Below are 14173 nucleotides of genomic sequence, written 5' to 3'. Positions count from 1 at the left end.
TGCCGGTCCGTCGACCCGAGCCTGGCGCCGGCGAGGGCAGTCCCCGGTCGCTGCGGCCGGGTTGTGGAGGACGCCCGTGATTGTGGACGCCGCCCGGCACGACGGTGGTGACCGTGACTCAGCCGAAGACGTCGCCGCCGATGCCCAGCACCATCGGGACGACGCCCAGGCACAGGAAGGCGGGCAGGAAGCACAGCCCCAGCGGCGCCAGCACCCACACCCCCGCCCGCTGCACCGCGGCCTCGGTCTGGCTGCGGCCGGCGCTGCGCAGGTCGGCGGCGAGCCGCTGCAGGGCCGGGACGACCGCCGACCCCGACTCCCCGGCCCGCACCACCGTGCGCGCCAGCGCGTCGACCGGCGGTGGCGCTCCGGTCCAGACCCGGCGCGGGGCCGCGCCCAGCCGGTACAGCGCGCCCACCTCGACCAGCCGGTCGCCGAGCGGGCCGGGCACGGCCTCCCCGACGGCCGCGACGGCCGACCCGACCGGGGTGCCGGCCGCGAGGCAGACGGCGAGCAGGTCGCAGGCCACCGGCAGGTCCCGGGCGAGGGAGTCGGCGACGGCCGGTGGCGCACCGGACCGCCGGAGCAGCCGGTCCAGCCCTGCGACCAGGCCCAGTCCGACCAGCGCGGCCGGCAGCCCGGCACCGAGCACCAGGAAGGCCGCCAGCCCACCCAGACCCGCCTCCACACGGCGTCGCGCCGCCCCGGGTGGGCCGCTCGTCGACCGCCACGGACGACCGCCGTCCCCGGGGACGGCGAGCAGTGACCGCACCCGGTCCCGGCGGCCGGCCCCGGGCGGCACCCACAGCAGCACCGCGCCGGCCAGGACCAGGACGGCCCAGACACCGTTCACTGCGCCACCGCCCGCCGGACCAGCCGCGCCGACCAGGTCAGCCCGGCCAGTTCCAGGGCCACGCCGAGCACCAGCAGCGCCGTCCCCGCGCCGGTGGTGGTGAGCACCCGCCAGGGATCGGCACCCACCCCGCTGCCCATCAGCAGGCCGAGCAACGGGAGACCGGCGAGCACGGTGGCGCTGGCCCGCGGCCCGGCGACCGCGGAGCGCAACTCCTCCCCGGCCCGCAGCCGGGCCCGCAGGTCGTCCTCGACGGCGGTGACCACCCCGGCCAGCGAGCAGCCGGTGCGGGTGCTCAACCGCACCGCGGCCGCGATCCGCACGAGCGCCCGGGCCGACTCGTCCCTCGCCGGCCCCGTCGGCGGGTCGCCCAGTCGCAGGACCGGCTCGAGCGCCCGCGCCATGCCGGCGTCCGGGCAGCCGTCGACCGCGGTGGTGGCCGCCTCCGGGAGCGGTCGCCCGGCTCGCACCTCCGCGGCCAGCACGCCGAGCGCCTCCACCAGGGCCCGGGTACGCCGCTCTCCGGCGGCGGTCCGGCCGCGCGCCTGCAGGGCCCGGCCGGCGACGACACCGCAGACGGCCGCGAGCGCGGCCACGACCGGGGTGGACAGCAACGCCCCGGCTCCCCCGCTCACCAGCGCGAACACCCACGGCCCAGCCGGGCCACCGGCCAGAGCGCGGAGGTCCGGACGCGCCCCACCCCACCCCGGCTCGGTGAGCCGTCGCGGCCGGCCGGCGGCGCCCGAGGGCCAGGCCAGCAGCGCGACCCCGAGGACCAGCAGGGCCGGGCTCATCCGGGCACCCGGACGCCGAGCAGGTCGGCGAGCTCCCCGCGCGCCGGGGTGGGGCCGCCGTCGGCCCGCCAGCCCGCGGCCACCTCGATCAGCTCTCCCCGTCGCCGGACCACCCCCAGCTCGGCCACGCCCCGCCCCGCCGGGCCCCGCCGCAGGTGCACGACGAGCACGAGCGCGGCCGCCGCCTGGCTGTGCACCGCGGCCCGACCCAGGCCGGCCGCACCGCCGAGGGCCTCGAGCCGGGCCGGCAGGTCCGCGGCCCGGTTGACGTGCACCGTGCCGCAGCCGCCGTCGTGCCCGGTGTTCAGGGCGGCGAGCAGGTCGACCACCTCGGCGCCGCGGACCTCGCCGACGACCAGCCGGTCCGGGCGCATCCGCAGGGCCTGCCGCACCAGGTCCCGCAGCGTGACCGCGCCGGCGGCCTCGACGTTGGCCGGCCGGGTGAGCAGCCGGACGACGTGCGGGTGCCGTGGGGTCAGCTCGGGTGCGTCCTCGCAGAGCACCAGCCGTTCCCCGGGAGCGACCAGCCCGAGGAGTGCGGAGAGGACCGTCGTCTTCCCGGTGCCCGTGCCGCCGGTGACCAGGAACGCCAGCCGCGCCCGGACGGCGGCCGCCAGCAGCTCGGCGCTGGCGCCGGGCAGGGCGCCCCGGTCGGAGAGGTCGGCGAAGGAGAGCGCCGCCCGGCGCAGCACCCGCAGGGACAGGCAGGTGCCCGCCCCGGACACCGGCGGCAGGACCGCGTGCAGCCGGGTGCCGTCGGGCAGGCCGGCGTCGACCCACGACGCCGCGTCGTCGAGCCGGCGGCCGGCAGCGGCGGCCAGCCGCACCGCCAGCCGGCGGACGGCCGCCTCGTCGGGGAACCGGACGTCGACCGGCTCCAGTCCCTCGCCCCGGTCGATCCACACCTCGTCCGGCCCGTTCACCAGCACGTCGGTGACGCCGGGCGTGCGCAGCAGCGGCTCCAGCACGCCGGCCCCGGCCAGCTCGTCGGTGGCGGCCCGGACCGCGTCGAGCACCCCGCGGTCGCCCAGCAGGCCGCCGGACTCCTCGCGGACCAGGGCCGCCACGACCGCCGGGCTGGGGGCGCCCACACCGGTGGCCAGCCTGGCGCGGACCCGCTCCACCAGTGGAGGCGCCGACTCCACGATCACGCCGCCCGCCCGGCCAGCTCGGCGAGGAGCAGCCGGCTGAGCCCGCCGAGCGGGGACCGGGCGGCCACGGACGGCGGTTCGCCCCGTTCGCTGCGCGGTGCCGCCGACCGGTCGGCGGCGAGCTCGGCGAAGACCGGCCGGCCGACCACGTCGGCCACCTCGGCGCGGCTCAGGCCCCCGGGGACCGGCCGGCTGACCACGAGCGCCCCCGACCAGGGCCGCTGGTCCCCCTCCAGCAGGGCGCGGGCGGCGGCTCCGGCCCGCAGCCGCGCCGGTACGAGCAGGACGCTGAGGTCGGCCTCGGCCAGGAGCACCTCGGCCGCGGGGCTGCGGACGGGGAGGTCGAGCACGACGCCGCACCCGCTGGCCCGGGCACCCGCGCAGACGGCGAGCAGGGCCTCGGCCGGCAGCTCCTGGGGGTGCTCCCGGGAGGCGGAGAGCACCGCGACCCCGGCGACCTCGGGCAGGGCGGCGGCGAGCGCCGGACCGGCCACCCGTCCACTCACCCCGGCCAGCTCCGGCCAGCGCAGCCCGGGCTCCCGTTCCGCCCCGAGCAGCAGGTCCAGGCCGGCGGCCCAGCCGTCGCCGTCCACCAGCAGCACGCCGCCGTCGGCCGCGCTGCCCGCGGCCACCGCGAGCGCCGTCGCCAGGGTGCTCGCGCCGGCACCGCCGCAGGCTCCGCCGACCACGGTCAGCCAGCCCGGCCGGGCGGGGGCCTGCACCGCCGCGGCCACCCGCTCCACCAGCCACGCCTCCTCGCGGGGCAGCACCACCACCCGTTCGGCGCCGAGCTCGACGGCCGCCGGCCACACCTCGGCCGCGGGTTCACCGGCGGCGATCACCAGCACCCCGGGGCGCCGCGGCAGCGCCCGCACCGGCGCACTGCCCAGCACCTCGGCGCCGAGGAGCACCAGCGGCGCGTGCCGGTGGGCGCGGCGGAGCGCACCCCCTCCCGTGGTCAGCTCAGCGGTGGCACCGGCGGCGGCGAGCAGCCGGAGCAGGTCGTCGAGCAGGCCGGAGTCGGTGCTCAGGACCAGCGGGTGGGCGGGGGCGACGGGCGCGGAGCCGGGGGCTCGCGAGGCAGCGGACACCCGCCCAGCGCAGCGGGCCGGTCGGCGCCGGCCCAGTCCCGGACGGCATCTGTGGACAACCCCTCCGGGTGTGGACGGCGGTGTGCCCGACCCCCTGGACTGCCGATCCCCTTACCGTGTGCGATGTGACCCGCGCTGCGGCGTTCTTCGACCTGGACAAGACGGTCATCGCGAAGTCCAGCACGTTGGCCTTCGGACGACCGTTCTTCCAGGGTGGGCTGATCAACCGGCGAGCCGTCCTCAAGGGCGCCTACGCGCAGTTCGTCTTCTCCCTGGCCGGCGCCGACGCCGACCAGATGGAGCGGATGCGGCGACAGATCACCGCGATGACCACGGGCTGGGACGTCGCCGTCGTGCACGAGATCGTGCGGGAGACGCTGCACGGCATCGTCGACCCGCTCGTCTACGCGGAGGCCGCCGACCTGATCGAGGAACACCAGGCGGCCGGCCGGGAGATCGTCATCGTCTCCAGCAGCGGTGCGGAGATGGTGGAGCCGATCGGCGAGATGCTCGGGGTCGACCGCGTCGTCGCCACCCGGATGGTCACCGTCGACGGGAAGTACACCGGCGAGATCGACTACTACGCCTACGGCGAGAACAAGGCCGCCGCGATGCGCGAGGTGGCCGCCGAGAAGGGCTGGGACCTGGCCGACTGCTGGGCCTACAGCGACTCGATCACCGACCTGCCGATGCTCGAGGCGGTCGGCCACCCCACCGCCGTCAACCCCGACCGCGGGCTGCGCAAGGCCGCCGTCGAACGGGGCTGGCCGGTGCTCGAGTTCACCCGCCCGGTCACCCTGCGTTCGCGGTTCTCCGGCGCCCGGACGCCGGTCGTCACCAGTGCCGCGGTCGGCGTCGGGGCCGCCGTGGCCGGGCTGGCCTGGTTCGCCCGGCGGCGCACGCTGCGGGCGCTCCCGGCCGCCGGCCTCGCGCTCACCGCACCGGTCGTGCTGCCCCCGGCCGGTCGCCGTCGGCGCCGCGGGGCCTGACCGCAGGGGCCGGCCTCGACTCAGCCGCCGACGCGGCTGCGCACCTCGGCGACCTTCTCGCGCACCTGGTCCACGACCGTGCGGGCGGTGGAGACCGGCTGGAAGTCCTGCGCGGCGGTGGTCAGTGCCTGCTGCTCCGCCGGCGTCAGCTCCAGCTCGGCGGCCGCCACGTTGGACTCCAGCTGCTCGACGCTGGACGCCCCCGGGATCACGACGACCTGCGGCAGGCCGAGGAGCCAGGCCAGCGCCACCTGGGCCGGCTTCGCCTGGTGCGCAGCGGCCACGTCCCTGAGCAGCTGGAGGAGCGGCTCGGCCCGGCTCAGGTTCTCGGTGCCGAACAGCGGGTTCATCGCCCGGACGCCCCCGGGCCGGTGGTCGGCGGAGTAGCGGCCGCCCAGCAGGCCCTGGGCGAGCGGGCTGTAGGCGATGACCACCCGGTCCTCGCGCTCGGCGAAGGGCACCAGGTCGGTCAGGGGCCCGGCGTGCGCCAGGGAGAACTGGACCTGGTTGCTCACCACCGGGCTGCCCAGCGCGCGGTCGGCCGCCTGCCAGCGCTCCAGCGAGTAGTTGGAGACCCCGACGGCACCGATCACGCCCTCGTCGAGGAGGGCACGCATGCCCGGCATGATCACCGAGTCCGGCACCAGCGGGTTGGCCTGGTGCACCTGGTAGAGCGGGATCCGGTCGAGCTGCAGCCGGCGGGCGCTCCCGGCCGCGCGGTTGCGGACGACCGCCGGGAACGGCGCCACCGGGAGGACCTTGCTGGCGACGACCACCTCGGCCCGGTCCGCACCGAGCGCCTCGGCCAGGATCTTCTCGCTGCGGCCGAAGCCGTACACCTCGGCGGTGTCGAACAGCGTGACGCCCAGTTCGCGGGCCCGCCGGACGATGTCACGCGCCGCGCCGACGGCGTAGTCGTCGCCGTAGCCCCATTCCCGGGAGCCGAACTGCCAGGTGCCGAGTCCGACCCGGCTGACCTGTCCCAGACCATCGACCTCGAGGAAGCGCATCCGCCCAGTCTGGTCGTGCCGCAGCGGAGCCGCAGGACGGCGCTGTCGTGCTCAGCCGCGGAGCAGGCTCTCGCAGATCGCCAGGCCCTCGGTGGCGCCGTGCTCGGTGGCGCGGCAGCAGTGCACGAGCCAGCCGGCCACCCCGGCCGGGCCGCCGGACCGGTAGCCCGCCAGCGCAGCCTCGTAGGCGTCCCGGCCCAGCTCGGCGAACCCGACCTCCGGCACAGAGACCGCCTTGCGGTCCAGGCCCCGGCTGATGATGACCAGCCGGGCAGCGGCGCGGGCGACCACGCCGTCCTGCACCCCGAAGGGCGCCAGCGCGGCCAGCTCGCCGTGCACCACCCCGGCCACCACCACGGCCGGGACCGTGGTCGCACCGGTGATCAGGGAGAAGAGCCCACCCAACCGCGGACCGGCCGCGCCGCTCGGCCGACCCAGGTCGGCCGGCTCGGCGAGGTCCGTGGCGGCCAGGACGTGCAGCCGGGCGAGCACCTGACCGGGTGCCCGCTCCCAGGTCTCCACCATCGAGCCGAGGCCCACCGAGACCCGCAGCGCACCCTGGACGACCGGGTCGGTCACCTCGCCGGCGCGCAGGTCCGCCAGCGGCCGGTCCACGCCCTCCAGCGCGGCCGACGCCCGGGCACCGCGCAGCGCCGACTCCGCGCTGACCCCGGCCGACTCGCGGCGGAGCACCTTGTGGCCGAGCAGGCGGTCCACCGCGGCACGTGCGCCCTCGGCCGCCGCGGCGACGCCGGGCAGCTCCAGCAGCGGGGCGAGCGGGTCGGGGCCGGTCGGGCGCGCGGCGGGCCGGGGGGCCCGGCCGGCGCCGGGGCGCAGCGGGATCGTCACGGCTGCGACGGTACGAGTCCGGGGCGGCAGGTCTCCCGCCGCCCTCCGCGACCCGGCGCCTACGCTCCCAACCACCATGGCCGCTCCCCTGACCCTGCTCCTCGTCCGGCACGGCCAGAGCGAGTGGAACGCCGCCGGGCTGATGCAGGGCCAGACCGCGCACGTGCCGCTGACCGAGCTCGGCCACCAGCAGGCGGCGCAGGCCGCCGCCGATCTCGCCGCGCTCACCCGCGACGGCGGTGGCCCCGGCGCCCTCGTCTCCAGCGACCTGCACCGCGCCGTGCAGACCGCCGAGCACTGCGCCGCGGCCACCGGGCTGCCCCTCAGCACCACCCCGGCGCTGCGCGAGCAGGGCTACGGCGTGCTCGAGGGGCGGCCCTCCCGTGAGCTGTGGGACGTCGTCGACTGGACCGACCCGCACTGGTCGGCCGAGGGCGGGGAGAGCCTCGCCCAGCTGCACTCCCGGGTCGCCGGCTACCTCGATCGACTGCGCGCCGAGCCGCCGGCCGCGGTCGTGGCCCTGGTCACCCACGGGGACACGATCCGGGCCGCCCAGGCGGTGGTCGCCGGGCTCGGGCCCGACCAGCTGCCGGGGGTCACCCCGCACAACGGCACGGTCACGACGCTGGTGCTGACGTGACCAGGGTGCTCGTGCTCGGCGGCTCCCGGTCGGGCAAGTCCGCGCACGCCGAGCAGCTGCTGGCCGGCTGGGACGAGGTCACGTACCTCGCAACCTCCGTCGTCGACGAGACCGACGCCGAGTGGTCGGCGCGGGTCGCCGCCCACCGCGCCCGCCGCCCGGCCGGGTGGACGACGGTGGAGACGACCGCGCCGTCGGAGCTGCTGCGCCAGGGTGCGGTGCTGGTCGACAGCGTCACCACCTGGGTGGCCGCGCTGATGGACGAGACCGGCATCTGGGACGCCGTCGACGCGACCGGGGCGCACGCTGCGGGCTCCCCCGCGGACGCCGCCGCGGCCCGCGACCGGCTGGACCAGCGCTGCGATGCGCTGGTCGACAACTGGGTGATGACGCCGGCGCACGTGGTGGCGGTCAGCGACGAGGTGGGGCTCGGCGTGGTGCCGGAGACCCGGGCCGGTCGGCTCTTCCGGGACACGCTGGGCACGGTCAACCAGCGGCTCGCCTCGACCGCCGACGAGGTGTGGTTCGTGGTCGCCGGGCTTCCCCAGCGGTTGCGATGAACTCACCGGACCAGCCCGCGACCCGCCGCCCCTGGACCGGGCCGGCGGAGTCCTTCGCGCTGCTGACCAGCCTGCGGGTGCCGGCCGCCGCCTCGGCCCGCGGGGTGCTGCCCTGGGCGCCGCTGGTCGGCCTGGTGCTGGGGGGCGTGGCGGCCGCAATCGCCTGGGCCGCCGGTCGTGCGGCCAGCCCACTGGTCGGCGCGGTGCTCGGCGTCGCCGTCCTGGCCGGGCTCACCCGCGGGCTGCACCTGGACGGGCTGGCCGACACCGCCGACGGGCTGGGCCCGCTGCGCGGCCGGGAGAAGGCGCTGGCGGTGATGCGCGCCGGGGACGTCGGCCCCTTCGGCGTGGTCACGTTGGTGCTGACCCTGTTGCTGCAGGTCGCCGGCCTGGCCCACCTGCTCACCCTGGACGGCGGCTGGCTCGCACTCCCGATCGCGACGGTCACCGCCCGGGTGGCGATGGCCCGCACCGGCCTGCCCGGTGTGCCGATCGCGGCGGGCTCGTCGTTGGGCCAGGCGGTCGCCGGCACGGTGTCCCGGGGCTGGCTGGCCGGTGCCGCCCTGAGCACCGCCACGGCAGCGGCCGTCGGCGCGCTGCTCGCCGGCGCCGAGGGAGTCGCCGCCGCACTCGGGCTGGTCGCCGCCGTCGCGGTCGGGCTGGCGTCGTCCGAGGCGCTGTTCTCCCGGGCCCGCGCCCGGCTGGGTGGCGTGAACGGCGACGTCATGGGCGCCATGGGTGAGGTGACGGCGGCGGTCACCCTGCTCGCCGCCGCCGGCCTGCTCAGCTGAGCGCGGTCACCGGCGACGGGTGAGTGAGCCGAGGACCCGGCTCAGGCCGCCGGAGGCGGCGGGCGAGGCGGCCCGGCCACGCCCCATCCCACCTCCGGCCGTCCCGGTCCGGCGCCGACCGGCGGTGCCCCGGGTGGCCGAACGTCCACCACGCGCGCTCCGTGACGCGGTGTTCCCTGCCGTGCCCATCAACCTGCCGAGGATGCTCATGGAAGAGGTGTGACCGCCGTCATCAACTCGTAACCTGCTGGCCAGCCGGATCGCGGCGCGTCGTCGCGGTCAGCCACCAGCCACGGACTGCACGACCATCACCTCCGCGCCGGCCGGCACCGGGGTGACCAGACCGGAGAGCCGCCGGACCTCCTCGCCGTCGACGTAGACGTTGACGTGCCGGCGCAGCGCCCCGGTCTCGTCGCGCACCCGCCGGTCGAACACCGGGTGCTCGGTGGCCAGCGCGTCGAGCAGGGCGCGGACCGTCGCCGGCTCGGGCAGGTCCAGCGACATCGACGTCCGGCCGCCGGTGCAGTCGGCCAGCAGCCTCGGCAGCAGCACCCGGACGGTCACGGCAGCACCGCCGCCCGCACGCACAGCACGTCGGGCAGGTGGGAGGTGACCGTGCTGAACGACTCCCCCTCGTCGGCGCTGGCGTACACCTCGCCGCCGCGGGTGCCGACGTAGACGCCCACCGGGTCACCGGCGTCCACGCAGGCGGCGTCCCGCAGCACCGCGTTGTACTCGTGCGTGGGCAGCCCGGTGTCGAGCCGGCGCCAGGTGGAGCCGGCGTCGTCGCTGCGGTGCACGGCCAGCTCGCCGTCCGGCGGGATCCGCTCACCGTCGGCGACCAGCGGGACCACCCAGATCCGCCCGCCCCGGCGCGGGTCGGCGAGCATCGCGAAGCCGAAGTCGGAGGGCAGCCCGTCGGCGATCGACGTCCACGAGTCGCCGTCGTCGTCGGACCGGTACACGCCGTGGTGGTTCTGCGCGTACAGCCTCCGTGGGTCCGCGGCGTCCCGAGCGATCTTGTGCACGCACTGCCCGAACTCCGGTGCCGGACCGGGCATGAAGTACGCCGAGATGCCGGAGTTGCGCGGCTGCCAGGAGCCCCCGCCGTCCCGCGTCCGGTAGACGCCGCCGGTGCTCATCGCCACGTGCACCGTGCCCTCGGGCCCGGGGACGACGGAGTGCGCCGCCGCACCGCCGTAGCCCGCGCCCCACTCGCTGCGATGCGGGTGGTCCCACAGCCCGCGGCACAGCTCGAAGGACTCCCCGCCGTCGTCCGAGCGCCAGACCGAGATCGGCTCGCAGCCGGCCCAGACGACCCCGGGCCGGTCGGCGGAGTCCGGGCGCAGCTGCCAGATCCGCTCGACGGCGGCCCCGGTGTCGGCCGGGAACCGGATCGCCCCACCGGCCGGCTCGTCCCAGCTCGCGCCCAGGTCGTCGGAGTGCAGGACCGTCGGACCGAAGTGCTCCGACCGCACCCCGACCATCAGCCGGGTGCGCCCGTCGCGGGTGTCGATGCCGATGCTCGGCACCTCGGTCATCAGGAAGTGTGGTGCGGAGAGCGACCAGCTGCGCCGGTCCTCACTCGTCGCGAGCCAGAGCCCCTTGCGCGTGCCGATCGCCAGCAGAGTCGTCGCCATGCAGCAGTAGACCGCCGGACGCCGACAGAGTCATCGCTGCGCTGCCCGGCGTCCTACCTCGCGCTGTGGGGACCTACCCCGCCGCAGACCACCGGGTAGGTCCCCACACGACCAGGTGACCTGATCGTGTGGGGACCCAGGGACCGGCGCTCAGACCGGTTGCTGGGCCGGGGTGTCGCCGCCCTCGAGGTCGCCCTCGGTGTCCAGGTAGGCCTGCTGCAGCTCGGCCAGCAGCGCCGGGTCGGGGTCGGCCCACATCTTCCGGTCGACCGCCTCCAGCAGCCGCTCGGCGATCCCGTGCAGCGCCCAGGGGTTCGACTGCTCCATGAACGCCCGGTTCTCCGGGTCGAGGACGTAGCTCTGCGCCAGCTTCTCGTACATCCAGTCCGCGACCACACCGGTGGTGGCGTCGTAGCCGAACAGGTAGTCGACCGTGGCGGCCATCTCGAACGCGCCCTTGTAGCCGTGCCGGCGCATGGCGGCCAGCCACTTGGGGTTCACCACCCGGGCCCGGAACACCCGCGAGGTCTCCTCGACCAGCGAACGGGTGCGCACGTGCTCGGGGCGGGTCGAGTCGCCGATGTAGGCCTTCGGTGAGCTGCCGGTCAGCGCGCGCACCGTGGCGACCATCCCGCCGTGGTACTGGAAGTAGTCGTCGGAGTCGGCGATGTCGTGCTCGCGGGTGTCGATGTTCTTCGCCGCCACCGCGATCCGCCGGTAGGCGGTCTCCATGTCCGGGCGGGCCTGCACACCGTCGAGGTCCCGGCCGTAGGCGTAGCCGCCCCACACCGCGTAGACCTCGGCCAGGTCCGCGTCGGTGCGCCAGTCCCGGCTGTCGATCAGCGACAGCAGCCCGGCCCCGTAGGCACCGGGCTTGGAGCCGAAGACCCGGGTGGTGGCGCGCCGGCGGTCCCCGTGCTCGGCGACGTCGGCGTCCACGTGGGCGCGGACGAAGTTCTGCTCCGGCGTCTCGTCCAGCCCCGCGGCCAGGGTGACCGCGTCGTCGAGCATCGTCACCACGTGCGGGAAGGCGTCCCGGAAGAACCCGGAGATGCGCACCGTGACGTCGATCCGCGGCCGGCCCAGCTCACCGAGCGGGATCGGCTCCAGCTTCGTCACCCGGCGCGAGGCCTCGTCCCAGACCGGCCGGACGCCGAGCAGCGCCAGCACCTGCGCGACGTCGTCGCCGGAGGTGCGCATCGCCGAGGTGCCCCACACGGAGAGCCCCACCGAACGCGGGTGCGCCCCGGTCTCGGTGACGTAGCGCTCGACCAGCGACTCGGCCAGGCCCTGCCCGGTCTCCCAGGCGAGCCGGGAGGGCACCGCGCGCGGGTCGACGGAGTAGAAGTTGCGACCGGTCGGCAGCACGTTGACCAGGCCGCGCAGCGGCGAGCCCGACGGGCCGGCCGGCACGTAGCCGCCGTCCAGGGCGTGCAGGGCCATGTCGATCTCGTCGGTGGTCTTCGCCAGCCGCGGCACGACCTCGGCGACCGCGAAGTCGAGCACCCGGCTGACCTCGGCGTGCGGCCCGCCCAGCACCTCGGCGACGGTGGGCTCGACGGCGTCGGCGGTCCAGCCGGCCGCCTCCATCGCGGTGACCAGGGCGAGCGCCCGGGCCTCGACCTCATCGGTCTCGTGCAGCCCGGCCGAGCCGTCCTCCACCAGGCCGAGTGCCTCGCGCAGGCCGGGCATGGCGACCGAGCCGCCCCAGATCTGCCGGGCCCGCAGGATCGCCAGCACCAGGCCCACGCGGGCGTCGCCCTCCGGCGGGGAGCCGAAGACGTGCAGCCCGTCGCGGATCTGGCTGTCCTTGATGGCACACAGCCAGCCGTCGACGTGCAGGATCATCTCGTCGAACTCGGCGTCGTGCGGCCGGTCGTCCAGGCCGAGGTCGTGGTCGAGCTTGGCGGCCTGGATCAGCGTCCAGATCTGCTGCCGGACGGCGGGCAGCTTGGGCGGGTCCATCGCGGCGATGTTGGCGTGCTCGTCGAGCAGTTGCTCCAGCCGGGCGATGTCGCCGTAGGTCTCGGCGCGGGCCATCGGCGGCACCATGTGGTCGACCAGCACCGCGTGCGCGCGCCGCTTGGCCTGCGAGCCCTCGCCCGGGTCGTTGACCAGGAACGGGTAGACCATCGGCAGGTCGCCCAGCGCTGCGTCCGGCGCGCAGGACGCCGACAGCCCGACGGTCTTGCCGGGCATCCACTCCAGGTTGCCGTGCTTGCCCACGTGCACGACCGCGTGCGCGCCGAAGGACGAGCGCAGCCAGTGGTAGGCGGCCAGGTAGTGGTGCGACGGCGGCAGGTCGGGGTCGTGGTAGATCGCGATCGGGTTCTCCCCGAAGCCGCGCGGCGGCTGGACCATCACCACGACGTTGCCGGCGCGCAGCGCGGCGAAGACGATGCAGTCGTCGGTCGGGTCCACGAAGAGCTCACCGGGCGGCGGCCCCCAGTGCTCCACCATCCGGTCGGTCAGCTCGGCGGGGAGGGTGTCGAAGAACCGGCGGTACTCTGCGGCCGGGATGCGCACCGGGTTGCCGGACAGCTGCTCCGCGGTCAGCCAGTCCGGGTCCTGGCCGCCGGCCTCGATGAGGGCGTGCACCAGCCGGTCGCCGTCCAGGTCGGCGACGCCGGGCAGGGCGCCCTCGCCGTCGAACGGGCCGATGTCGTAGCCCTGCCCGGCCATCGCGGCCAGCAGCCGGACCACCGAGGCGGGGGTGTCCAGGCCGACCGCGTTGCCGATCCGGGCGTGCTTGGTCGGGTACGCCGACAGCATCACCACGATCTTGCGGTCGGCCGGGGCGGTGTGCCGCAGCCGGGCGTGCGCGACGGCGGTGCCGGCCACCCGGGCGGCCCGCTCGGGGTCGGGCACGTAGGAGGTCAGGCCCTCCTCGTCGGCCTCCTTGAAGGAGAACGGCACGCTGATGATCCGGCCGTCGAACTCCGGGATGGCGACCTGGTTGCCGACGTCCAGCGGGGAGAGCCCGTCGTCGTTGGCCGCCCAGGTCGCCCGCGGGGTGCCGAGCACCAGGCCCTGGATCACCGGCACGTCGAGGCGGGCCAGCTCGCCGACGTCCCAGGCGCCGTCGTCCCCACCGGCGGAGGCGGTGGCGGGCTTCGAGCCGCCGGCCGCCAGGACCGTGACGACCATCGCGTCGACCGTGCGCAGCACGTCGAGCATCTCCGGGTCCACCGACCGCAGGGACGCGGTGTAGACCGGCACCGGCACGCCGCCGGCGGTCTCGATCGCCTCGCACAGCGTGTGCACGAACGCGGTGTTCCCGGCCAGGTGGTGCGCCCGGTAGTAGAGGACGGCGATCCGCGGGCCGGTCGAGCTGGTCGGGCGGTCCAGCAGGCCCCAGTCCGGGGCGACGGCCGGGGCGTCGAAGCCCTCGCCGTCCAGCAGCACCGTGTCGGCCAGGAAGCGGTGCAGCTGCACCATGTTGTCCGGGCCGCCCTGGGCCAGGTAGGCGTGCGCCTCGGTGGCCACGCCCATCGGGACGGTCGAGAGTTCCATCAGCTCGGCGTCGGGCAGCTGCTCACCACCCAGCACGACCACCGGGACGCCCAGGCCCAACAGGGGCGCGACCATGTCCTCGTACTTCCGGCGGGACCCCAGGATGCGGACCACGACGAGATCGGTGCCGGCGGCGAACTCGGCGAGGTCGCCGGCGCGGTAGGGGTTGCCCAGCCGCCACGACGAGTCGCTGGCTCGGGCCGCCAGCAGGTCGGTGTCGGAGGTGGAGAGCAGGGTGAAGGTGCGTGAGCTCACGTCGGTGCCTCCCTCGGGGTCCGCGCCCCGGGTCGTC

Annotated in this window: 13 protein-coding genes; 4 read left to right on the top strand and 9 right to left on the bottom strand. The window is 76.3% G+C overall.

The annotated features are described in order from the left end of the window. Nucleotides 1-118 precede the first annotated feature (118 nt). Genes IN07_RS04845 through ssd form a run of 4 tightly spaced genes read right to left on the bottom strand, consistent with a single transcriptional unit; the run spans nucleotide 119 to nucleotide 3889 of the window. On the bottom strand, nucleotides 119-853 hold the full coding sequence (locus tag IN07_RS04845; RefSeq protein WP_036334004.1) for a type II secretion system F family protein: 735 nt from the start codon (nucleotides 851-853) through the stop codon (nucleotides 119-121). Then, nucleotides 850-1647 (bottom strand): type II secretion system F family protein, encoded by a 798-nt coding sequence (locus IN07_RS04840; RefSeq protein WP_036334003.1) that lies wholly within the window; start codon nucleotides 1645-1647, stop codon nucleotides 850-852. The genes IN07_RS04845 and IN07_RS04840 overlap by 4 nt, the downstream gene beginning before the upstream one ends. After that, nucleotides 1644-2798 (bottom strand): TadA family conjugal transfer-associated ATPase, encoded by a 1155-nt coding sequence (locus IN07_RS04835; RefSeq protein ID WP_231557995.1) that lies wholly within the window; start codon nucleotides 2796-2798, stop codon nucleotides 1644-1646. Before IN07_RS04835 ends, IN07_RS04840 begins: the two co-directional genes overlap by 4 nt. Continuing rightward, on the bottom strand, nucleotides 2795-3889 hold the full coding sequence (gene ssd, locus IN07_RS04830; protein WP_036334002.1) for a septum site-determining protein Ssd: 1095 nt from the start codon (nucleotides 3887-3889) through the stop codon (nucleotides 2795-2797). The genes IN07_RS04835 and ssd overlap by 4 nt, the downstream gene beginning before the upstream one ends. Nucleotides 3890-4014: 125 nt before the next feature. Between ssd and IN07_RS04825 the strand changes: the two genes are divergently transcribed. After that, a complete protein-coding gene (locus tag IN07_RS04825) occupies nucleotides 4015-4878 on the top strand; it encodes an HAD family hydrolase (protein ID WP_036334001.1) in 864 nt (287 codons plus the stop codon). Between the two features lie 20 nt (nucleotides 4879-4898). Here the strand turns inward: IN07_RS04825 and IN07_RS04820 are convergent, their stop codons facing one another. Further along, on the bottom strand, nucleotides 4899-5888 hold the full coding sequence (locus tag IN07_RS04820; protein ID WP_036334000.1) for an aldo/keto reductase: 990 nt from the start codon (nucleotides 5886-5888) through the stop codon (nucleotides 4899-4901). Between the two features lie 51 nt (nucleotides 5889-5939). Beyond that, the gene (locus IN07_RS04815) at nucleotides 5940-6737 is read right to left on the bottom strand and encodes a Fic family protein (protein ID WP_197058358.1); all 798 of its coding nucleotides are present in this window, start codon (nucleotides 6735-6737) and stop codon (nucleotides 5940-5942) included. A gap of 76 nt (nucleotides 6738-6813) precedes the next feature. Between IN07_RS04815 and IN07_RS04810 the strand changes: the two genes are divergently transcribed. From IN07_RS04810 to IN07_RS04800, 3 genes are read left to right on the top strand one after another with little or no spacing between them, the layout of a single operon-like run. Then, nucleotides 6814-7377 (top strand): histidine phosphatase family protein, encoded by a 564-nt coding sequence (locus tag IN07_RS04810; RefSeq protein ID WP_036333999.1) that lies wholly within the window; start codon nucleotides 6814-6816, stop codon nucleotides 7375-7377. After that, nucleotides 7374-7937, top strand: a complete 564-nt coding sequence (gene cobU / locus IN07_RS04805; RefSeq protein WP_036333998.1) for a bifunctional adenosylcobinamide kinase/adenosylcobinamide-phosphate guanylyltransferase — start codon at nucleotides 7374-7376, stop codon at nucleotides 7935-7937. The genes IN07_RS04810 and cobU overlap by 4 nt, the downstream gene beginning before the upstream one ends. Then, nucleotides 7934-8728 (top strand): adenosylcobinamide-GDP ribazoletransferase, encoded by a 795-nt coding sequence (locus tag IN07_RS04800; protein WP_036333997.1) that lies wholly within the window; start codon nucleotides 7934-7936, stop codon nucleotides 8726-8728. The genes cobU and IN07_RS04800 overlap by 4 nt, the downstream gene beginning before the upstream one ends. 279 nt (nucleotides 8729-9007) lie before the next feature. Here the strand turns inward: IN07_RS04800 and IN07_RS04795 are convergent, their stop codons facing one another. The 3 genes from IN07_RS04795 to cobN all read right to left on the bottom strand — a co-directional run bounded on the left by IN07_RS04795 (nucleotide 9008) and on the right by cobN (nucleotide 14136). After that, complete coding sequence (locus tag IN07_RS04795; protein ID WP_036334024.1) at nucleotides 9008-9292, bottom strand: MoaD/ThiS family protein; 285 nt, start codon at nucleotides 9290-9292, stop codon at nucleotides 9008-9010. Further along, on the bottom strand, nucleotides 9289-10368 hold the full coding sequence (locus IN07_RS04790) for a WD40/YVTN/BNR-like repeat-containing protein (RefSeq protein WP_036333996.1): 1080 nt from the start codon (nucleotides 10366-10368) through the stop codon (nucleotides 9289-9291). Before IN07_RS04790 ends, IN07_RS04795 begins: the two co-directional genes overlap by 4 nt. Before the next feature lie 150 nt (nucleotides 10369-10518). Then, nucleotides 10519-14136, bottom strand: a complete 3618-nt coding sequence (gene cobN / locus IN07_RS04785; RefSeq protein WP_036333995.1) for a cobaltochelatase subunit CobN — start codon at nucleotides 14134-14136, stop codon at nucleotides 10519-10521. Nucleotides 14137-14173 lie beyond the last annotated feature (37 nt).

The sequence above is a fragment of the Modestobacter caceresii genome (assembly GCF_000761485.1).
In the GTDB taxonomy this organism is placed as follows: Bacteria; Actinomycetota; Actinomycetes; order Mycobacteriales; family Geodermatophilaceae; genus Modestobacter; species Modestobacter caceresii.
This window is presented reverse-complemented; position numbering and strand designations above follow the sequence as displayed.